Source organism: Micromonospora sp. NPDC023869 (assembly GCF_055559695.1).
Genome location: NZ_JBVHKD010000012.1, coordinates 52,297 through 73,210 on the forward strand (window position 1 = coordinate 52,297; position 20,914 = coordinate 73,210).

Annotated in this window: 16 protein-coding genes; 3 read left to right on the forward strand and 13 right to left on the reverse strand. The window is 69.8% G+C overall.

Translation table 11 applies throughout. The features are described 5' to 3' along the window. The first annotated feature begins 23 nt into the window (after window positions 1-23). Window positions 24-1,049 carry a non-homologous end-joining DNA ligase gene (ligD, locus tag ACZ31C_RS26590; protein ID WP_465797595.1) on the forward strand — a complete coding sequence of 342 codons (1,026 nt, stop codon included), beginning with the start codon at window positions 24-26 and terminating at the stop codon, window positions 1,047-1,049. A gap of 458 nt (window positions 1,050-1,507) precedes the next feature. Here the strand turns inward: ligD and ACZ31C_RS26595 are convergent, their stop codons facing one another. The 3 genes from ACZ31C_RS26595 to ACZ31C_RS26605 all read right to left on the reverse strand — a co-directional run bounded on the left by ACZ31C_RS26595 (window position 1,508) and on the right by ACZ31C_RS26605 (window position 3,886). Continuing rightward, a complete protein-coding gene (locus ACZ31C_RS26595; protein ID WP_465797596.1) occupies window positions 1,508-1,960 on the reverse strand; it encodes a GNAT family N-acetyltransferase in 453 nt (150 codons plus the stop codon). A gap of 48 nt (window positions 1,961-2,008) precedes the next feature. Further along, window positions 2,009-2,377: a hypothetical protein gene (locus ACZ31C_RS26600; protein ID WP_465797597.1), complete on the reverse strand. Its 369-nt coding sequence runs from the start codon at window positions 2,375-2,377 to the stop codon at window positions 2,009-2,011. 612 nt (window positions 2,378-2,989) lie between these two features. Then, a complete protein-coding gene (locus ACZ31C_RS26605; protein WP_465797598.1) occupies window positions 2,990-3,886 on the reverse strand; it encodes an IS5 family transposase in 897 nt (298 codons plus the stop codon). Window positions 3,887-4,030: 144 nt separating this feature from the next. On the opposite strand from ACZ31C_RS26605, the gene ACZ31C_RS26610 reads away from it, so the two are divergent. Further along, a complete protein-coding gene (locus tag ACZ31C_RS26610; protein ID WP_465797599.1) occupies window positions 4,031-7,681 on the forward strand; it encodes an RNase A-like domain-containing protein in 3,651 nt (1,216 codons plus the stop codon). 1,098 nt (window positions 7,682-8,779) lie between these two features. Here ACZ31C_RS26610 and ACZ31C_RS26615 read toward each other — a convergent pair. Next, entirely contained in the window at window positions 8,780-10,348 is a 1,569-nt protein-coding gene (locus tag ACZ31C_RS26615; RefSeq protein WP_465797691.1) for an alpha/beta hydrolase, read from the reverse strand. 72 nt (window positions 10,349-10,420) lie between these two features. Next, complete coding sequence (locus tag ACZ31C_RS26620; RefSeq protein ID WP_465797600.1) at window positions 10,421-11,527, reverse strand: ATP-dependent DNA ligase; 1,107 nt, start codon at window positions 11,525-11,527, stop codon at window positions 10,421-10,423. A gap of 135 nt (window positions 11,528-11,662) precedes the next feature. Between ACZ31C_RS26620 and ACZ31C_RS26625 the strand changes: the two genes are divergently transcribed. After that, window positions 11,663-11,875: a hypothetical protein gene (locus ACZ31C_RS26625; protein ID WP_396744938.1), complete on the forward strand. Its 213-nt coding sequence runs from the start codon at window positions 11,663-11,665 to the stop codon at window positions 11,873-11,875. 5 nt (window positions 11,876-11,880) lie between these two features. Here the strand turns inward: ACZ31C_RS26625 and ACZ31C_RS26630 are convergent, their stop codons facing one another. The 8 genes from ACZ31C_RS26630 to ACZ31C_RS26665 form a co-directional block, all read right to left on the reverse strand. Beyond that, a complete protein-coding gene (locus ACZ31C_RS26630; protein WP_465797601.1) occupies window positions 11,881-12,798 on the reverse strand; it encodes a DNA-3-methyladenine glycosylase family protein in 918 nt (305 codons plus the stop codon). 118 nt (window positions 12,799-12,916) lie between these two features. Further along, on the reverse strand, window positions 12,917-13,603 hold the full coding sequence (locus ACZ31C_RS26635) for a COG4315 family predicted lipoprotein (protein WP_350693996.1): 687 nt from the start codon (window positions 13,601-13,603) through the stop codon (window positions 12,917-12,919). A gap of 196 nt (window positions 13,604-13,799) precedes the next feature. Continuing rightward, entirely contained in the window at window positions 13,800-14,573 is a 774-nt protein-coding gene (locus ACZ31C_RS26640; protein WP_465797602.1) for an anti-sigma factor family protein, read from the reverse strand. After that, a complete protein-coding gene (locus ACZ31C_RS26645) occupies window positions 14,570-15,262 on the reverse strand; it encodes a sigma-70 family RNA polymerase sigma factor (protein ID WP_119579049.1) in 693 nt (230 codons plus the stop codon). The genes ACZ31C_RS26640 and ACZ31C_RS26645 overlap by 4 nt, the downstream gene beginning before the upstream one ends. Window positions 15,263-15,346: 84 nt before the next feature. Next, a complete protein-coding gene (locus ACZ31C_RS26650; RefSeq protein WP_465797603.1) occupies window positions 15,347-16,204 on the reverse strand; it encodes a spermidine synthase in 858 nt (285 codons plus the stop codon). Next, window positions 16,204-17,163, reverse strand: coding sequence for a hypothetical protein (locus tag ACZ31C_RS26655; protein WP_449944636.1), 960 nt, complete (start codon window positions 17,161-17,163; stop codon window positions 16,204-16,206). The genes ACZ31C_RS26650 and ACZ31C_RS26655 overlap by 1 nt, the downstream gene beginning before the upstream one ends. Window positions 17,164-17,277: 114 nt before the next feature. Further along, the gene (locus tag ACZ31C_RS26660; RefSeq protein ID WP_465797604.1) at window positions 17,278-19,752 is read right to left on the reverse strand and encodes an AAA family ATPase; all 2,475 of its coding nucleotides are present in this window, start codon (window positions 19,750-19,752) and stop codon (window positions 17,278-17,280) included. Next, on the reverse strand, window positions 19,752-20,900 hold the full coding sequence (locus tag ACZ31C_RS26665) for an exonuclease SbcCD subunit D (protein ID WP_449944641.1): 1,149 nt from the start codon (window positions 20,898-20,900) through the stop codon (window positions 19,752-19,754). The genes ACZ31C_RS26660 and ACZ31C_RS26665 overlap by 1 nt, the downstream gene beginning before the upstream one ends. Window positions 20,901-20,914: the final 14 nt, after the last annotated feature.

A 20,914-nucleotide genomic window follows, 5' to 3' on the forward strand; every position in this document is an offset into this window, starting at 1 on the left:
GACCCATCGCATATGGTCGCGCCATGGCAGGTGCGAAGGCTGCGGCCGAGGAGATCGAGGTCGCCGGGCACACGGTCCGGCTGTCCAGCCCGGATCGGGTGATCTTCCCCGAGCGCGGCTTCACGAAGGCCGACGTCTTCCACTACTACCGCAGCGTCGGCGACGGCATCATGCGGGCGCTGGGCGACCGCCCGACGACCCTGCAACGCTTCCCGGACGGCATCGAGGGCGAGATGTTCTTCCAGAAGCGGGTGCCGACGCGAGGCGTGCCGCCCTGGGTGCGTACCGCCGAGATCAGCTTCCCCAGCGGACGCAAGGCCGCGGAGCTGTGCCCGGCGGACCTCGCCCACGTGGCCTGGGCCGCGCAGATGGGCACCGTGGTGTTCCACCCCTGGCCGGTACGCGCCACCGACGTGGACCGCCCCGACGAGCTGCGCGTCGACCTCGACCCGCAGCCCGGCACCGACTTCGCCCACGCGGCCACCGCCGCCGCCGAGCTGCGCGCGATCCTCGACGAGCTGGAGGTGCCCGGCTGGCCGAAGACGTCCGGCGGCCGGGGCGTGCACGTCTACCTGCGCATCCAGCCGCGCTGGAGCTTCGTCGAGGTACGCCGGGCCACCATCGCCCTGGCCCGGGAACTCGCTCGCCGCCGCCCCGAGCTGGTCACTACCGCCTGGTGGAAGGAGGAACGCGGCGAGCGCGTCTTCGTCGACTACAACCAGATGGCCCGGGACCGCACCATCGCGTGCGCGTACTCGTTGCGGGCCAACGCCCGGGCCACCGTCTCCACCCCGGTCACCTGGGACGAGCTGCCCGACGTCGACCCGGACGACTTCGACCTGCGTACCGTGCCGAAGCGGTTGGCCGAGCGCGGCGACCCGCACGCCGGCATCGACGACACCGGGTGGGACATCACCCCGCTGCTGGAGTGGGCCGAGCGGGACGCGGCAGCCGGCGAGGGCGACCTGCCGTACCCGCCGGACCACCCGAAGATGCCCGGCGAACCGAAGCGGGTCCAACCCTCCAAGGACCGCGACCGCCCCCGCTGACCGCGACCCCATCGGGTCGTGGCGCACTGCGTCGTCGGTCCCGACGCGTCCCGCGAGACCATGCCCGGACGCCGGACGCCGGACGCCGGACGCGGCGCGTTCGGCAAGATCACGCTCGATCCGGGATCGAGTGGGCTCACAGCGCGAGAACAGCCACTCGATCCTGGATCGAGCGTGATCTTCGTTGGGTGGCACCCCGATACTCGGCAGGCCGGGACATGCGGAGCTGACTCAGGTTGAAGATCACGTGCAGGTGACCGACCGGCCTGCGCCAGGGGTGTCCGACGGAACACCCCGGGCCTGATCCACGGATCGGGTCTGGGCGTCCGCAGTATCTGCTGTCGTTCACGGCGGGCCAGTCGATCGGGGCGTCGTCGACGCTCACGGGTTGCTGGGCGGCGGTTCTCGCCTGTGACGTGGACGGTTCAGGCCGGCGGGATCCTCGGCCGAGGCGAGGGTCAGAGACTGAGCTTCATGCCCTCGTGGGTCGGGACGAAGCCGAGGCCGAGATAGAACCGGTGCGCGTCGTGGCGGCTCTTGTCGCTGGTGAGCTGCACCAGCCCGCAGCCGCGCTGCCGAGCCCGGTCGATCGCCCAGGTCATCATCAGGCGGCCCACGCCCCGCCCGCGCTGGTCCGAGCGGATCCGTACCGCCTCGATCAACAGTCGCTCCGTGCCGTGCCGGCCGAGCCCCGGGATGAAGGTGAGCTGCATGCATCCCAGCACCTCACCGTCGGCCTCGGCGACGACGAGGTGGTTACGCGGGTCGGCGCTGATGTCGGCGAACGCCTTCTCGTACGTGGCGTCGACCTCCCCGACGTCCCGGGTACGCCCCAACACGTCGTCGGCGAGCAGATCGAGGACGGCGGGCAGGTCGGCCCGGACCGCCTCCCGGAAGAACACGTCGCTCATCCCGCGAGCGTCCCACAGCGGCGCGAACCGATGCGCGGCGGAGCGGCGTCAGCCGTCGTTGTGACGGGTGACGTCCTGCAACACCGCGAGCGGGGCGCCGGCGGGTCCGCACTCGCCCGGCATGGGTGGCAGGTGGCCCGGCGGTTCGTCCTCCGTGAGCGGGGCCTCGAAGTATCCACCGCCGCCCTCGACGCGATCGCCCACGACGATCGCTCCGACCTCAGGCACGTGCACGCCGACACGTCCGTCGTCGAGGATCGTGGTTCCCGGTGGCCAGACCACGACCGCTCCGGGACCTGTCTCGTCCCGCAGGATCAGACAACCGCCGTCGCCCACCGCCATCCGACCGTGCACGATCGCGAGGAAGTCGTACGTGGCGCCGGCGACCAAGGTCTGGTAACCGTCACCGTCCAGCACCTGGCCCCTGGCGACAGACGGGGAAGGTGCTGGTGTCGTCAAGGACTGGGCTGACGAGGTACCGGAAGATTGTTCGGCGCCGGTGGGTGTCTGAGGGGTGGTCGAGCAGCCAGCCAGAGCCAACAGCGCTCCCGCTGCGAGGACATCGATCCGTAGCACGAACCTATTAGATCCGCTATGTCCTCTTAACACTCGGTGACATGCCGGTTGGCCTGTGCGTCCTGCGAGCGATCCCGCAAGTTGATCGCGTCGAACGTGTGGGCCCGTTCGGAGACCCGCACCACGTACGACAACGAAGGCCAGCCTTTGACGGTGTCGGACCTGGGCGACACCGCACGTACGGGTGACGAGACCTGTACCCGTACCACCTACGCAAAGAACGACACCGACTGGATTCGGACCGCAGTTTCCAGGGTGGAGACCGTCGCCAAGGCCTGTGCGGAGACGCCGTCCCGTCCGGCCGATGTCGTCTCCGACGTCCGCACCTTCCACGACGGCTCGAACACACACGGCGCTACTCCGACCAAGGGGTTGGTGACACGCGAGGACGTCCTCGACACCTGGACTGGTGGCCCGGTCTACGCGACTACCGCCCGTACTGCCTACGACGGACTAGGCCGTTTTTCGTGGGGCTCGGAGCCATTGGTTGATGGCGGCGATGGTGAGGGTGGCTTCGTAGCGGACGGCGAGTTTGTCGTACCTGGTGGCCATGGCGCGGTGTTGTTTGAGCTGGTTGATGCCGCACTCCACGGCGTGGCGTAGGCGGTAGACCTTGGGGTCGAAGGCGGGCGGGCGTCCGCCTGCGGATCCTTTGGCCTTGCGGTGCGCGTCCTGGTCGGTCTTGCTCGGGATGCACGCGCGGATGCCCCGGGTTCGTAGGTGGGCGCGGTTTGCCTTGGACGTGTACGCCTTGTCGGCCAGCACGGTGTCGGGGCGGGTCCGTGGTCGGCCGCTACCGATCCGGGGGATGCGGATCTTGGCCAGTACGGGGATGAACTGGGGGCTGTCGCCGCGCTGTCCGGCGGTCACCACCAGGGCCATCAGTTTGCGGCCCTGCTCGCAGGCCAGATGCGTCTTGGTGGTCCAGCCGCCCCTCGACCGGCCGAGGCCGTGATCTGCCGGCTCGGTCTGCACACCACCGGGCGGCTCCTTCTGCGCCTGACCGTCGCGACGGGCTCCCGCCGCGTGCTGGTGGGCGCGGCTGACGGTCGAGTCCACGCTCACCGTCCAGCCGATCAGCCCCGCTGCGTCCGCCCGGGCCTGCAACGAGGTGAGCAGCCGGGCCCAGAGACCGTCACGCTGCCACCGCCGGAACCATCGATACAAGGTCTGCCACGGCGGATACTCCGCAGGCACGTCCCGCCACGGCGATCCGGTCCGCACCCGCCACCGAATCCCGTCGATGATCAGTCTCATGGTCCATCTGCGCGGCCGAGCATCACCCGTTCCCGCAGGCAGCAACGGTTCCAGCACCGCCCACTGCACGTCGGTCAGGTCATGTCGCCTCACTGCCGCTACGCTCGGCACGAGGTCTCCGGTGTGAAGTTCCAGCTTGGTCGCTGAACCAACTACCGGAGACCTCTCCCATTAGCGACCACCGCCACACCCCAACAACGACGCCCTACGAAACACGGCCTAGGTCGCGCCAGGGAGGTGACGGATGCCCGTGGCGGCGTCACTATCACCACCTACACCCCAGAGGGCCCGGGGCCGGTGACCCAGACGGTCACCACTAACCCCTTGGGCCATCGGGTGACCACCACCCAACAGCCGGCCTGGGCCAAACCGACCTCGATGGTTGACGCCAACAACAAGCGCACCGACCTTGCGCACGACCCGCTCGGCAGGCTGACGAAGGTGTGGTTGCCTGGCCGGGCCAAGGCCACGCAGACACCGAACCTCGACCTCGGCTATCTGGTCCGCAACGACGGACCACTGGCTGTCACCACCAAGCGGCTCGGCCCCAACGGCAACTACATCACCGAGATCGGACTGTTCGACTCTCTGTTCCGCAACGTGCAGACACAGAAGGACGCCATCGGCGGACAGCGTCTGGTGTCTTCGACCGGCTACAACGATCGGGGCCTTGAGGCATATCAGGCTGGCCCGGCGTACGTGACGGGCGTACCCGCTAACGGCCTCGTGCAACTGAATCCCGGCGCGGACCGGGTCCGGACGGTGTACAGCCGGGATGCGCTCGGCCGGGTCATCAGCGAAGGCGTCTGGTCGGGCGACAGTCAACTCTGGGCCACGGTCACCAGCTACGGCGGCAACCCAGACGGCTGGCAGGTCACGGTCACCCCGCCCGAGGGAGGAACCACCACCGCGACCATCAGCGACGTCCGTCAGCGGACCACTGATCTACGGCAGTTCCATGGTCGAACCCCCACCGGCGGGTACGACGCCACGCGCTACGCGTACACCCCCCGCGGCGACCTGGCCACTGTGACCGGCCCGACCGGCAAGGTATGGCGGTACGAGTACGACCTACGGGGCCGGAACGTACGCACCACCGATCCGGACAAGGGTGTCACCACTCTCACGTACGACAACAGCAATGAGGTCACGTCAACCACCGACGCCCGTGGACAGGTGGTGTCGACCGAGTACGACCTGCTGGGGCGGCAACGCAAGCGTCTGACCAACGGTCAGTTGGCCGGTGAGTGGACCTACGACACCGTCGCCACGGGGCAACTGACCAAAGAGCTCTCCGTTGTCAACGGCTACCAGTTCACCCGCGAGATCTTTGCCTACAGCAACGCTTACCAGGTCATGGACGAGGAATCCGTCATCCCGGCCGTGCCTGGCCTCGCAGGTGCCGCCGGCACCTACGTCTCTACCTCAACCTTCAAGATCGACGGCTCGCCTGAGCGTGTGAACCTGCCGGGTATCGGTGGCCTTGAACGGGAGATGCTCAGCTACGCCTACGACGACCAGGGCAATGTGACTCGGCTGCTGGGCCAGTCCTCGTCTAACACGATCACCACCTACGTCGATGCCGCCACGTACTCGCCCTACGGCGAGTTGTTACAACGCAAACTCGGCACCAACACCCGGCCGCAGGGGTACCACACGTACGTCTACGACGACGTGACTCGACGGCTTGCCGAGTTCTACTTCGACCGGGATGCCAGCATCACCAACGTCGCAGCGCTTGCCTATCAGTACGACCCGGCCGGCAACGTGCGGTCGATGGCCAACCAGCCAGAGACCAACGACGGCACCCCGCGACCCGGTGACAGCGACATCCAGTGTTTCCAGTACGACCAACTTCGCCGGCTCACCCAGGCATGGACGCAGAGCATGAACATCTGCGCCACCGAACCGCATCCGGGTGACGTGGGCGGTGTGTCACCGTACTGGACGTCGTACGCCTTCGATAAAGCTGGCTCCCGAGAATCGGTGACGGACCGGCGCACCGGTGTGACCTCCACCTATGGCTATGCGTCAGCGGTGGGCCAGCCGCACGCGGTGCGTACCGTCACGACCGGCCCGCGCGTCGACCACTACGACTGGGACGCCACGGGCAATCTCACATCCCGCCGGGTCGACGGTGTCGCCGAGACCCTCGGTTGGAACGCACAGGGCAAGCTCACCGAGATCAGCGGGCCGGGTGGCGTCACTCGGATGCACTACGACACCAACGGCAACCGTGTCGCCCGGATCGATCCGAACGGCGACGCGACGGTCTACGTCGCCGGGCACGAACTGACCGTTTCCGGCCTGAACAAAACGGCGACCCGCTACTACGGGCACGCGGGAAGCGTGATCGCCTCCCGTACCGTGTCATCGGTAACAGGCGCAGGTGACCTCGTGTGGCTGGGCTCCGACCACCAGGGCTCGACACAATGGGCCGTCAACTCGGTCACCCGCGTCGACACCGTCAAGTATGTCGACCCCTACGGCAATCCGAGGGGTTCCAACGGCGGTGTTTGGCCTGCTGGACAGCGCGGGTTCGTTGGCGGTGTCCAGGATCCCACCAGCCTGACCCTGCTGGGCGCTCGATTCTACGACCCGACTCTCGGCATCTTCATCTCCGTTGATCCGCTGCAGGATCTCACTGATCCGCAGCAATGGAACGGTTACTCCTACTCGAACAACAATCCCGTCACCTGGTCGGATCCCTCGGGATTGATCTACACGGACTTCATCGACGCGGTCAACCAGGATGCGGCACGAGGCAACGGTAAGGCAAATCAGCGAGGGCTCTGCCTGAACGGCAGTGCGTGGGCCTGCTCCCAGCGATACCAGCAGAACCGAAACTATGCGAAGTCTCGGGTGGCAAAGGGGCCCGGACCGTCGGTGAAGAAGCAGGTTGCAGGTGCCCTGCTCTGCTCCGCCATCGTCCTGTGCCGGGTTGCCGAGAGCACCTTCAACGTCGTTCAGGCGTTCAAGGCGTGTACCGCCGGTGCCAGCGCTGAATGTGGTGGCCACGTCATGGACATCGCATCAATGGGTCACGGGAAGAACCTCAGCCGGCTACTCAAGAAGAGCTGCCTGCATAGTTTTGACCCCGAAACCCCTGTGCTCATGTCCGACGGCACCGAGAAGCCGATCGGTAAGATCGAAAAGGGTGACAAGGTTGTCGCCCATGACCCTGAAGAGGGGGTGACCCGAACAGAGTCGGTAGAGCAGGTGCACGTCAACCATGACACCGAGCTGACCGATCTCACCGTCCGGACTCTCGACGGACAGATCGTTGTCCTCGAAACCACACAGCACCACCCGTTCTGGAGCGAGACGCGGCGGGAGTGGGTCGACGCGGCGTTCTTGCTGCCTGGTGAGCTACTTGGCGGCCGGGTTGGCCAGGTCACAGTCGTCAAGGCGAACAACTTCGTCGGCGCCGAGACGATGAGAGACCTGACGGTCGCCAACATCCACACGTACTATGTGCTCGCCGGCGCCAGTCCCGTGCTCGTGCACAACTGCGGCGACCTTGTGGGGGACGCTGCCCGATTCCCGAATGCTCACGTTCTCAACGAGCACGTCAATGTTTCTGACGCCCAACTTATCCAGATGGCTCAGGCGACTGGAGTGAAATCACGTTTCCTTGACCTTCAGACCGCTCAGCAGGTCGTTGATTATGGATTGGCTGGGAATAAGGGCAAGATTGATAAGTGGCTCCGTGGGGGCGGCGTGGGAAATCTCGAAATCAACGGCAAGTTCGGCACGAAAGACCCGATTGGTGTGGTGGCGAGAGCAGATGGTTCGATCTCGCCCAGCAGCAACGCCTACACCATCGTTCTCCAGCGAGCCAAGGGGCATTCTGGTGGCTATTATGTCTATACCGCGTACCCTCGCTGAGGGGTATGTATGAATCCTATTGCTGAATTTGATTTCGGCGTCACTGCCTTAGCTCAGCAGTTTCATCAGGACTGGCCAAGTGAGGGAACGCCTATGGAGGTTGTTAATGCGTACCTGAATGGGCAGTCGGTGTCGCATCTCGTGGCGCTAGCGGATGATCTATCTTTCATGATCGAAGGGAACGCGAGCGGCGATTATACTGGAAGTCTTTGGTTTGCAAGCACCATGGGGAATTACCAGCCGCAGCTAGCTGGAATGTCTAGCGAAGGCCTTCTTGGTCGAGCTCTTGGAGAATGTAACGAAAGGCTCAAGTGGGAAAGCTGTCCCCTGTCGTCTGGTTCGCACTACAGGGAGCGCGGTAGTGAGGTCAGACGCATAGTTCAGCAACTCCATGATCGCCTATCGAACTGCCTCGTTCGGTCGGGTCTCGTCATCGCGGAGGGGGCTCCCGTGGCTGTGGATGCACTACATCTGTACGCGGGTTCAGAGGCTCGGCCCGAACTTGCGTTTCGCTTTCTCTTAAGGCTTCTTGTGGCTAGTAATTGCACGATCGGGATCGCTGAGTATGAAGATCTTCGGGGAGTTGGTGCGGCTATGGGTTACGGCATCTTTTTGATGTCTACCGTGGAATTTTTAGTCGAATAGGTAGTTCGTCGTTGTTAATATTTTGAAACCGGTGTGTATGGGATTCACGCTTTGTTGCATCTCCGCTGGTCGCGCAGGGATATGCGGTAGAGATGTACCGAAATTTGTGGGATCCGCGGAATTCTGGGCGGTGTTTCAATCTAGGAGTCATGGAGAGGTTAAGAGTCGAAGCTGTTCCGCCGGAATGGTGGTTTGAGCTCCTTGGCGGGGAGGCATCTTGAGCCTCTCGAAGAAGAGGGTAGGTTGGCTCTATCTGCTATTTCGAAAGAATGTAGGCGGCCTCCTTTGAGGGGACTTGAAGTTTATCCGAAGGGATGCAGATGAGCTCCCCCAGGGGGGAGCCTCATCGTCAGTCGAATTCTGAAGAATTGGATATTCTGTGGTCTTGCATCGTGTGTCGGAGTCCAATCGAAATGAACGCCGTACGTTGCACTCTCTGATTAGGTCGTTTGGTTAACGGGCTGGGCAGCGCAGGCCTTCGGCGGGCAGCGTCAGATCGATCAGGTACGCGTCGACGGCCTCGGTGATGCAGGGGGTTTGCGGGTACGCGGTGTGCCCCTCGCCCTCCCAGGTCAGCACGCGTCCGACGCCGAGCATCTCGGCCAGGGCCGGGGTCTGCTCGTAGGGCGTGGCCGGGTCGCCGGTGGTGCCGATGACCAGAATCGGTGGGGCGCCTTCGGCGCGGCCGGTGGGGTAGGGGTCGGTGCCGCCGGGCCATTCGGTGCAGGAGATCAGGCCGGTGGCGAGCGCCGGACCGAACAGCGGGTACTGGGTACGCCACTGGGACTGCAACTGGCGGATGCGCTCCAGGCTGGGGCGTTCCTCGTCGTCGGCGCAGTTGATCGCGGTGTTGGCGTCGAAGAGGTTGGTGTAGCGGCCGTTCTCGTCGCGGTCGGCGTAGTTGTCGGCGAGCTGGAACACCGCGTCGGGGTTGCCCTTGTCCAACTGGTCGATGGCGCGGGCGAGTTGCCGCCAGCCGGTCTCGTTGTACAGCGACGAGATGACCGCGTAGAAGATCCAACCGGCGGTGGCCTCGCGGCCGTCGGCGGAGCGGACGGGGGAGGACGTGGCCTTGTCGATGGCGGAGACGACCGCGGCTCGGGCGTCGGGGGCGATCGGGCAGTTGCCGGCGTTGGCCGCGCACCACCGGCCGAAGTTGTCGAAGGCGCGCTCGAAGCCTCTGGCCTGGCTCTCCGAGCCGGCGATCAGATTCTGCCGGGGGTCGACCGCGCCGTCGAGCACCAGCGCCCGCACCCGCTGCGGGAAGAGTTGGGCGTACGTGGCGCCGAGCAGCGTGCCGTAGGAGTACCCGAGGTAGGTCATCTTGTCGTCGCCGACCGCCGCGCGGATCGCGTCCATGTCCCGGGCGGTCTGCTCGGTGGAGTAGAGCTTGAGCTGGTCGCCGTACTTGTCGCCGCAGCCCTGGCCGATCCGCTTGGCCATGGTGACGAAGACGTCGAACTTCTCCTGGCTCTCCGGGTCGGGGTCGTAGCCGAAGACGCCGTCCAGGTCGGCGTCGGAGATGCACTCGACGGGGCTGGACCGGGCCACGCCGCGCGGGTCGAAGCCGATGATGTCGAACCGTTGCATGACGCTGTCGGGCAGGCCGCCGAACTGCTCGCCGAAGGAGAGGTAGACGGCGGTGTCCACGCCCGAGCCGCCCGGGCCGCCCGGGTTGATCAGCAGTGAGCCGATGCGGTCGCGCTGGTTGTCGGAACGGACCCGCAACAGGGCGATCTCGAAGGTCTCGTCGGCGCCGGGACCGGTGGTGGCGCCGGTGCCGCCGGCCCAGTCGCGCGGCACCTGGATGCGGGCGCAGTCGTACCGGACGCCGGGGGCGCGGCGTCCGACCAGGTCGTCGGGCACCTCCGGGCAGGCCCGCCAGTCGGGTGCCGTGCCGGGCGGGGCGGCCGACCCTTGCGCGTCGACCTCGGCGCGCGGTGCGAAGGCCGGCACTGTGCAGCCGGCGGTGACGAGCACGGCGGCGGTCAGGCCGGCCAGGGCGAGCCGCAGGCGGCGGATCCGGTCGGAAGTACGGGTCACGAGTCGGGCCTCCGTGATCGGGTCGACGGCCGCGGGTCGGTCGGGCGCGGGTCAGTCGGGCGCGGCTCCCACCGGCACCGCCGGGTCGCCCCGCAGGACCTGGTCCACGTCGAACCGCACCGGCCGGTCGAGTTGATCGTATCGGCAGGAGCGCGGGTCGCGTTCGGGCCGCCAGCGGACGAACCGCGCGGTGTGCCGGAACCGGTCACCCTCCATCGCGTCGTACGCCACCTCGACCACCAGCTCCGGGCGGACCGGCTCCCATTCCAGGTTCTTGGTGCCGGTCCACCGGCTGACCCCGCCCGGGATGCGCTGGCCCCGCTCGTGGTCGCCGTGCACCCACGGGTGCTCGGCGTCGACGTCGCGGTAGGGCGCCAACTCCTCCAGCAGCTCGGCCCGGCGGGCCATGGTGAACGAGGCGCTCACCCCGACGTGGTGCAGCACACCCGCGTCGTCGTAGAGCCCGAGCAGCAGCGAACCCACCACCGGGCCGGACTTGTGCCAGCGGAACCCGGCCACCACCGCGTCGGCGGTACGCGCGTGCTTGACCTTGAACATCAGCCGCTTGCCAGGCTCATACGGCAGGTCGGCCGGCTTGGCGATCAGCCCGTCCAGCCCGGCGCCCTCGAACACGTCGAACCAGCGGCGGGCGGTGTCCGCGTCGGTGGTGACCTGGGTAACGTGCACCGGTGGCCGTACCCCGGCCAACGCCTGCTCCAGCCGGGCGCGGCGGGTCGGGTAGGGCGCGTCGAGCAGGCTCTCGCCGTCCAGCGCCAGCAGGTCGAAGGCGACGAAGTCGGCCGGGGTCGTCTCGGCCAGCAGTTTCACCCGGGATACCGCCGGGTGGATGCGCTGGGCCAGCAGCTCGAAGTCCAGCCGGGGTTGCCCGCTCGGCCCGTCCCGGCGGATCACGATCAGCTCGCCGTCGACCGCGCAGCGCTCCGGCAGCTGCCGACGGGCCTGCTCCACCACCTCGGGGAAGTAGCGGGTCATCGTCTTGCCGCCCCGGCTGGCCAGCTCCACCTCGTCGCCGTCGCGGAAGACGATGCAGCGGAAGCCGTCCCACTTGGGCTCGTAGGTCATTCCCCGCGCGGTCGGGATCGACGCGACGCTGCGCGCCAGCATCGGCTCCACCGGCGGGTTGATCGGCAGGTCCACGGCGCCAGTCAACCAGACGGCACCGACAGCGGTGAGGCAGATCACGGGCGCGCCGTGGGCGCGGTGTCCGCCGGTACGCCCTGCCGTGCCACCCGGGCGAATCAGGAAACCGCAGGTCAGAGCTACTTTCGCGGAGTGCCGGAGTGGGTGTGCGGGTGCTGCGGGCGGTGGCGGGTCAGCGTCGAGCTGATCCGGCAGCGGTACGTGTACCGGCTGGTGCACCACTATCCGCCGGATTTCGGCGGGGGCAAGAACGTCCTCGGCGAGGTGGGCTCGGTGCCCGAGCTGGCGGAGCTGCTGCTGAGGCGTACCCCGGTCAGCCTGGCCGACCTGCGCGAAGCCGCCTGATCCGCTCAGAAGCGGGCGAAGGAGCGGATCGGCGCGCGGGGGCCGAACTTCGGCGCCTGGACGCCGGCGATCTCCAGCAGCCGGCAGACCCGACCCCGGTGTCCCCGGAACGGTTCGAGTAGCTCCAGCAGCCGGGCGTCGTCCCCGCGCGGCTCACCGGCCAGCGCCCAGGCCACCGTGTTCGGCACGTGGAAGTCGCCGACGCTGACCGCGTCCGCGTCGCCGTACGCCACGCGTACCACCTCGGCGGCGGTCCAGACGCCGATGCCGGCGACGGCGGTCAACCGGCGGGTGGCCTCAGCGGCGTCCCCGCAGCGTTCCAGCCGGTCGGCGACGGCCGCGGCCCGGCGCAGGGTCTCGGCCCGGCGCTGTTCGACGCCGAACGGGTGGAACACCCAGTACGGGGTGGCCGCGACGGCGGCGGGCTCGGGCGGCAGCAGCAGCGACACCGGCCCCGGCGCCGGTTCGGCGAAGTGGCGGACGGTGGCGGCGTACGCCCGGTACGCCTCCTTGCCGGTCACCTTCTGCTCGAAGACGGCCCGGAGCACCCGGGGGAAGACCAGGCCGGTGGCGGGCATCCGCACCCCGGCGTGTCGGGCCGCGAGTCGCGCCACCACGGGGTGCGACCGGGCCAGGTCGGCGAAGCCGGTGAGGTCGTCGCGCAGCCCGGCGATGGCGTCGGCGTGCGCGACCACCCAGTCGCCACCCGGCCCGTACCCGTCGGCCCGCAGCTCGTCCCCGATCTCGCGCAGGGCCAGGGTGGCGGGTCCGACCGGCGTGCGGGTCGCCCACCAGAGGGTGCCGTCGACGATCCGGGCGCAGGGGTCGTAGGGGCTGAAGGTGAGCGGCCGGATCGAGGCGGCCAGCCGGTAGCCGGGTGGCGGGCGCAGCGTCCGGCTCGCGGTCGGCGCGGTCCCGGTCATGGGGTAACTCTGCCACCTCGGTCGACCGCTCGACGGGGTGCGTCCTCACCTGCCGACGGAACGACCGTGGCCGGCCGCGCCCGTACGGGCTGCGACCGGCCACCGGTGACGGATCGGATCAGTAGTCCGAGCCGCTGTCCGACTTGGTCTTCGACGGCGGGGCGACCGCCTTCGGAGTGCCCTTGGGCAGGCACTCCAGGTTCTTGCTGCCGTCCGGGTTCACCACGAACCAGGTGCCACCGACGCCCTGGCCCTTCCACTGACCGGGCTTCTTGTCACCGATGTAGGTGTAGAGCGGCCAGCCGTCGAGGGTGATCTGACGGGTGCCGTCGGGGCGGGTGATGGTGCCCACCGCGTCGTCCGAGACGCCCTTGAGCTTCGGGTTGCCGTCGGTCAGCGCGGCCGGCCACACCTCGATGCACTGGCCCTCGCAGTTGCTGGCCGGCGGGTCGTTGGTGTCGTTGTCAAAGCGGTACAGGAGGAACCCGTCCTGGTTGACGACCGCGCTCCCCATCCGGGGGAACTTCTTGCCGGTGAGGCTCTCGGTCAGTTCGAGGCCGTCGGGCAGGGGAACGTCGTTGTCGTCTCCCGCGCCGGGTGATGCCGAGGCGCCCGGCGTGGCGCTCGCCTCCGGGTTCGCGCTGGCCTCCGGGTCGGCGGTCACGGTGGGCTCGGCCGCGGCAACGGCGACCGGCTCGGCCGGACCGGCGTTCGTCCCGTCGTAGCCGGCGGGAGCGCAGGCCGTGAGTGCGACCATGGCGCCCACGGCGCTCACAGCGATGACGGTCCGCTTGATCTGTGCCACGTGCCCTCCTCATGCTTGACAGTCACCGGGATATACGGCGACGGCAGTGTCAAGGTTGAATGCGAAACGGTGGCTCATTTCACAGTGGAGCCGTTGAACCGGAACCCCTGAACCTGCGTAGGAGTGCGTATCCGCAGACCAGAGCCACGAAGGCCCGCCTCCGAATGGAGACGGGCCTTCGTCGATGCGGTACGGATCAGGGGGCGGGCACGGTCAGCAGCGTCCGGGCGGCGTCCCTGCCGTTCACCTCCTGCACCTCGACGTGCTTGATCTCCTCCAACTGCGCCGACGTGGTCGCGGAGAGCGTGGCCCGGACCGGGTTGCTGTTGGTGCCGTACCCGGACGGCGGCACCGTCCAGGTGGAGACGACCTCGGTGCTGTTGTCCTTCTTCACCACGACCAGGCGGCAGGTGCGCGGCCCGGGCAGCCGACCCAGGCTGAAGTCCAGCTTGGTGCCGAAGTCCTTGCCGATGAAGAAGTAGGTGCCCTCGACACCGGTGCTCGGGTCGGTGACGTCGACCTGCTCACCCTCCTGCTCGTTGCCGCCGAAGCCGGGGCCCGAGTTACCGGAGCCGCCGCCCGACGGGTCGACCGGGGCGCTGCTCGGCCCGGCGAGGGGCCGTGCGCCACTGTCGCCGGACAGGTTGCTGAACACCACGCCGGTCAGGCCGCCGAACACCACCACGGCCGCCGCGGTCGCCAGGATCTGCCGGAACCGGGCCTTCCGCCGGTGGCTGCGCAACGCCACGAGCGTACGGTCCAGCAGGACCGGATCGGAGTGGGTCTGCTCCAGCGCCGTCACCGACTCCTCGTCGATGTCGGAGAGCAGCCCGACCACCGGCACCATCGACTCCAGTTCGGCGGCGCAGGCCCAGCAGGTCGCGAGGTGTTCCTCGAACCGCTCCATGTCCTGTTCGTCCAGTACGCCGAGCGCGTACGCGGCGACGTCCATGTGGTCTACCCGGCTCATTCCGTCACCCCCCGTTCCTGCAGAGCTGTGCGCAGCGCGCGCAGCGCGTAGTAGACCCGCGACTTCGCGGTGCCCAACGGCAGACCGAGCTCCTCGGCCGCCTCCGGCACCGTCCGGCCCCGGAAGTACGTCGCCACCAGGATCTCCCGGTGCGATTGACTCAACGTACGCAACGCGTCCGCCACCGTCATCGAGCGCAGCACCCGGTCGGTGCTGTCCGACTCGGCGAAGGCGGTCAGGTCCCGGTCGTACGTCTCGGCCGGGCGGGCCTGCTCGCTGCGATGCTCGTCGATGGCGATCCGGCGAGCCACCGTCACCAGCCACGGCCGCAGCGACCCCTGCCCCTGCGTACCCAGCCGGTGCGCATTTCGCCAGGCCCGCAGCAACGTCTCCTGGACGATGTCCTCCGCCCGCTGCCGATCCCCACCGGTCAGCCGCATCACGAACATCAGCAGCGGGCCGGCGTGTTCGGCGTACAGCGTGCGGATCAACTGGTCGGAGTGGGCGGCCTCGGTCGTCGTGGCCTGGTGTCGGCCAGGGGCAGGTCGCGGCGTCACCGGGCTATTCTGGCGAGACGTCGCCCGGGAGTCGACCCCACGGTCGGACGTGGTCGGCCGCGACTGGGATCGAGCGGACATCCAGTCCACCCGCACCCGGTCGCCTTGCCAACCGACCGCCAGTGCATGCATGCAGACCTCCGGATGTCCATGGACAGAAAGCCGTCCCCCCACGGGCATGGCTGCCGGGTAGTACGGAGGGTCTCGCCGAACGGATCAACGGCGGACGGAAAAAATCCCCGGTGGGGGCGGTGTGGAGTCGGCGGCGTCGCTGTCGCGCACCACCGGGGAGCCTCCGGCGAACCGGTCGAGCTCCGCGCCGGCCAGCACCCGGCCGGGGAACCAGTCACCGGCGGCCCGCCGGGTCAACGCCGCCACCGGCGGCTCCTGACGACCGGCGACCAGCACCAGGTTGCCGTAGCGTCGCCCGCGCAGCACCGCGGCGTCGGCCACCAGGCAGGCCCGGGGCAGCAGCTCGCGGACGGTCGCCACCTGCCCACGGGCGTACCGCAACGGCGGCCCGTCGGCCAGGTTCGCCAGATACCAGCCCCCCGGCCGCAGCACCCGGGCCACCTCGGCGGCGTACTCGACCGAGGTCAGCCGGGCCGGTGTCCGGGAGCCGGCGAAGACGTCCGCGACGATCACGTCGTAGCCGCCGTCCCGCCCGCCGGCCAGCACCGCCCGCGCGTCGTCCACCCGGACCTTGAGTCGCGCATCGGGCCGCCAGGGCAGCTCCCGACGGACCAGGTCGACCAACGCACCGTCCACCTCGACCACCCGCTGCACCGAACCCGGCCGGGTGGCGGCGACGTAGCGGGGCAGGGTGAGCGCCCCGCCACCCAGGTGCAGCACCCGCAACGGCGTACCGGCGGGCGCGACCAGGTCGATCGCGGCGGCCAGGCGGCGGACGTACTCGAACTCCAGGTGGGTCGGGTCGTTCAGGTCGACATGCGACTGCGGGGCGCCGTCCAGCAGCAACGTCCACGATCCGGGCCGGTCCGGGTCGGGTGCCAGCTCGGCCTGCCCGGTGTCGACCTGTGCGGTGATCCGGTCGGCGTCGCGCCGCCGACCCATCAGCGACCTCGCCGCGCGGCGGCGGTCAGCGCGCGGTGCAGCAGCCGGGAGTCACCCAGCCGGGAGCGCAGCAACCGTTCCAGCCCGGCGATCGGGACCAGGTTCTGCGGGGCGCGGGGGTCCTTGTAGGGAGTGGAGGCGAACCGGGGCAGGGTGACCAGCGACAGGTCGGCCAGCCGCACCACCTCGGTGATCTCCAGGTCCGCCGAGCACTCCAGGCGGACGATCCCGGCCCAGGGCGCACCGGCGGCCACCGGCAACCGCAGATACCACGACCAGCCGCCCCACGCCGTGCCCAGGCGGAACACCGGCGAGCGGTGACCGGCGGCGAGCCCGGTGACCACCGCGGTGAGCCGGGCGTCGAGATACTGGCTGTGCTGGGTCTTGATGTAGCCCAGGGTGCGCGGCAACTGCCGCCGGTTGCGCAGCGGTCCGTCCACCACCAGCAGGTCGTCATCGGTACGCGCGGCGGACGAGACCTCCACCTCCAGCGCGGTCAGCGGGCCCTGCACGGCGGCCGGCAGCTTGGCCAACTCCCCGGTGCCGCTGACCCGGTGTACCGGATAACGGACGGTGCCGGCGACCACGTCGGTGGCGGACGGGCTGGCCGTGAAGAGGCCCCGGCCCACCGTGGCGCCGGCCAGCCGGGCCGCGCCCCGCTCCAGGTCGCACCGGACCACCCCGGCGGCGTACGAGGCGGCCAGGCCGGGGAACGACGTGCCGTCCTCCTCCGCCGTCCAGACGCTGGCGTCGATCCGGCGTACCCCGTCGACCAGCAACACCACGTCCGGTGCGCGGACCCCGGGCCGGGGACCGATCGCCCGCCAGTCCACCACCGGCAGCTCGTGCTCCGCCTCCACCTGGGCGCTGCTCGGCGCGGCCGGCCCGGCCGCCGACGCCTCGAACGAGGCCCCGTAGGCGGGATCCCACGCGTCGACGAAGAACCGCCCGGCACTCACGGCTCGCGCCTTTCGTTCGCGACTGCGGGGCTCCGCTGCGCTGCGCTCCTCGCGCTCACGGGTCTTGCCTTTCGTTCGCGACTGCGGGGCTCCGCTGCGCTGCACTCCTCGCGCTCACCGGCCGGTCCGTTCGATGCGGGCCGAGCGGGCGTCCTTACGGACCTCGAAGCGGACCGGGATGCGTTCGGCCAGGGCCGGTACGTGGGTGACCACGCCGACCATCCGGTCACCCCGGGCGGCCAGGTTCTCCAGGGTGGCGGCGACCGTGTCGAGGGTGGCCGCGTCGAGGGTGCCGAAGCCCTCGTCCAGCACGATCGACTCCAGGCTGGCCGCCGTGGTGGACATCCCGGCCAACTGCTCGGAGAGCGCCAGCGCCAGGGCCAGGGACGCCTGGAACGTCTCGCCGCCGGAGAGGGTGCGTACGCCCCGACGCAGCCCGGCGTCGTAGTGGTCGACGACGAAGAACTCGCCCTTGTCGTGGACCAGGTCGTACTGCCCGCCGGAGAGTTCCCGCAGGATCCCCGAGGCACCGTCGACGAGCAGGTCCAGTGCCTCGGCCAGCAGCCACCGCTCGAAGTTGTTGGCCCGCAGGTGCCCGGCCAGCGCCCGGGCCACCTGGGCCCGGCGTTCGTGTTCGGCCCGCTGGGCGCGCAGCTCCTCGGCCTGGGCACGGCGTTCGGTCAACCGGCGCAGGTCGGCCTCGGCGCGCTCCACGGCGACCGTGGCGGCGCGTACCGGATCGTCGGGAGCAGGCAGACCGGCGGTGGTGAAGATGCCCGCGATCCGGGCCGCGACCTCGGTGGCCACCGCCTCGGCCGCGGCGACCGACTCCGCCGACCCGGCCCGCAGCGTCTGGCGTTGCCGCGCCTGCTCCCGGGCCCACTCCGACAGCGTGGTCCACGCGGCGGCGACGTCGTCCCGGTCGGCCGTCGGCGGCCCGAACCGGGCCACCCCGTCGCGTACGCCGTCGAACCGCCGCCACGCCGACCGCAGTCGCTCCTGTGCCGCGTCCAGCGTGCCCCGGGCCCGCCGGGCGGTGTCCCGACCGGCCCGGACCGCCGCTGCCGCCTCGTCGAGTGCCTGCCGCAGCCGCGCGTGCTCGGCCAGTGTGGCCCGCAGCGCCTCGGCGGTGGCCGCACCGTCGAGCCGTTGGTCCACCTCGGTGAGGCGGCTGCGCAGCCCGTCCTGCTCGGCGCGGGCCCGCAGCAGCACCCGTTCCAGGTCACGGGCGGCCGAGTCGCGCTCGGCCAGCAGCCGCTTGGCCGCCTCGCTGGTCGCCCGGGCCGCCTTGCCGGCCGCCACCGCCTGCGCCACCGCCGAACCGGCGGGCATCGCCGGTACTCGGGCGACGGTCTGTTCGCAGACGGGACAGGAGTCCCCGTCGCTCAGGTGCGCCCGCAACGCCGCCGCCTGGTCGGTCGCCTTGGCGTCCTCGTGGGCCTGGAACGCCGCCGCCAGCTCCGCCTCGGCACGGTCGGCCGCCGTCCGCGCCTCGGCCAGCGCACCGGCCGCCGCCTCGTGCTCGGCACCGGCGGTCTGCACCACGGCGCGTACCTGCTCCGCCTCGGCGTCGAGCCGGTCCCGGTCGGCGTACGCGCGCAGCAGCATCCGCAGCGCGCTCTCGTCACCGGCGGCGGCCAACTCCCCGCGCAGCTTCTCCTCACGCTCCTCGGCCAGCGACACCGCGCCCGCCGCCGCGTCGGCCTCGGCCCGCGCGGCGTCCACCGCCCGGGCCACCTCGGCCACCCCGTCCGGTGCCCGGACCTCGCCCAGCACGGTCAACTCGGCGTCCAGCGCCGCCAGCGCCGTCCCGGCCTCGCGCACCGTCGCCCGCGCCGCGTCCAGCTCCGGTACGCACCGCTCCACCGCCCCGGCCAGCTCCCGCATCCGGTCCACCTGGTCGGTGACCTGCGTCAACGTGGCGTCGTCGGCGTCGGCGAGTCCGGCCAGCAGTTGGTCGACCGCCTCCAGCTTGGCCTCGGCCTGCCCGGCGCGGGTGGTGGCCCGCTGCTGCACCTGTTCGTAGACACCGAGTCCGAGCAGGTTGACCAGGATCTGCTGGCGGGTCGCGGGACGGGCGTGCAGGAAGTCGGCGAACTGCCCCTGCGGCAGCACCACGCAACTGGTGAACTGCTCGTACGGCAGGCCCACCGCCTCCAGCACGGCGGTCTCCATCTCGGCCGGCGTGCCGGCGACCACCTCGCCCAGGTCCTCCGGGCTGAGCCCGGTGTCCAGCTTGGTGACGTCGAACCCGTCGGGCATCAGTTGCAGACCGGCGTTCGCGGTCTTCGCGTTGCCCCGGCTGTCCCGGCGCACCACCCGGGTGGCCACGTAGCGGGCGCCGCCGGACTCGAAGACCAGCCGCACCCGCGCCTCGGTCGACGACGGGGCCAGCGCGTTGCCGAGCCCCCGCGCGCCACCCCAGCGCGGCACCGTGCCATAGAGCGCGAAACAGATCGCGTCGAGCACCGTCGACTTACCCGAACCGGTCGGCCCGACCAGGGCGAAGAAGTCGGCGTCGGTGAAGTCGACGGTGGTCTCGTCCCGGAAGACGGTGAAGCCCGCCATGTCCAGCCGCATCGGCCGCATCAGTGATCGACCTCCTCGATCAGCTCGTCGAAGAGTTCCCGGACCCCGTCGTCGGCGTGCCCCCGGCTGTCCAGGTAGTCGGCGAAGAGTTGGCGGGGCGACCGGCCGGCCCGCTGGGCGACGCGGGTGCCGCTGCCCGGCGCGGGCACCAGCTCCGGGTCGATGCGGATCTCCAACGCGCGGGGGAGCAGCTCCTGCACCTCCTCCCGCAGCCCGGCCCGGGGCTGCTCGCGGACGTACACCCGCAGCCAGCCCTCCGGCGGGGTGATCCCGGCGAGCTGGGTCAGCGTGCCGCGTACCGTGCGCAGCGCCGTCGCCTCCGCCACCGGCACCTCCCGGACCCGTGCCGCAGTCGTCGCGGTCACCTCGACCAGGGTCACCGACGGCACGTTCTCCTGCTCGCCGAAGTCCACCGCCAACGGGGCGCCGCTGTAGCGGATCGGGCACGGCCCCTGCACCCGCTGGGCGCGGTGCAGGTGGCCCAGGGCCACGTAGTGGGCGGTGCCGGGGAAGACCGTGGCGGGCACGGCGTACCCCAGCACGGTGTGCGCGTCCCGTTCGCCACCACCGGTGGTCGCGCCCACCACGGTCAGGTGCGCGGTGACCAGGTGCACCCGGTCCGGCTCGTCGAAGCCCTCGGTCAACCGGGCGAGGATGCGGCCCAGGTGGTCGGCGTACGTCTGGTTGGTCTCGGCGGCGGTCAGCTCGTACATCTCCACCGCGCGGATCGCGTACCGCTGGGACAGGAACGGCAGCGCGGCCAGCCGCCAGCGTTCCCCGTCAGCGGTGGTGCCGTCGACGACGTGCTCGGCCGGATCCTCGCGGACCGCACCGCGCAGCGTGATGCCGGCGGCCTCGGCCCACGGCCGCAGCGCGTCCAGCGCCGCGCCGTTGTCGTGGTTGCCACCGATCGCCACCACGTCCGCGCCGGTGCGGCGCAACGCGGTCAACGCCCGGGTGACCAGGCGGGTCGCCTCCGCCGTCGGCGCGGCGGTGTCGTAGAGGTCGCCGGCGATGACGACCAGGTCGGGCCGTTCCTGGCGGGCGATGTCGATGACCCCGGCCAGCACCTGCTTGTGCTCCTCGGCCCGGGACTGCCCCTTGAGGACCTTGCCCACGTGCCAGTCCGAGGTGTGCAGGATCTTCACGGGTAGCCCTCTCC

Bases quoted from the DNA above. Each gene is read 5' to 3' on its own strand.
- ligD (WP_465797595.1), top strand. From the start codon at position 24: ATGGCAGGTGCGAAGGCTGCGGCCGAGGAGATCGAGGTCGCCGGGCAC.
- ACZ31C_RS26595 (WP_465797596.1), bottom strand. From the start codon at position 1,960: ATGAGCGACGTGTTCTTCCGGGAGGCGGTCCGGGCCGACCTGCCCGCC.
- ACZ31C_RS26630 (WP_465797601.1), bottom strand. From the start codon at position 12,798: ATGACCGGGACCGCGCCGACCGCGAGCCGGACGCTGCGCCCGCCACCC.
- ACZ31C_RS26640 (WP_465797602.1), bottom strand. From the start codon at position 14,573: ATGAGCCGGGTAGACCACATGGACGTCGCCGCGTACGCGCTCGGCGTA.
- ACZ31C_RS26645 (WP_119579049.1), bottom strand. From the start codon at position 15,262: ATGCATGCACTGGCGGTCGGTTGGCAAGGCGACCGGGTGCGGGTGGAC.
- ACZ31C_RS26650 (WP_465797603.1), bottom strand. From the start codon at position 16,204: ATGGGTCGGCGGCGCGACGCCGACCGGATCACCGCACAGGTCGACACC.
- ACZ31C_RS26660 (WP_465797604.1), bottom strand. From the start codon at position 19,752: ATGCGGCCGATGCGGCTGGACATGGCGGGCTTCACCGTCTTCCGGGAC.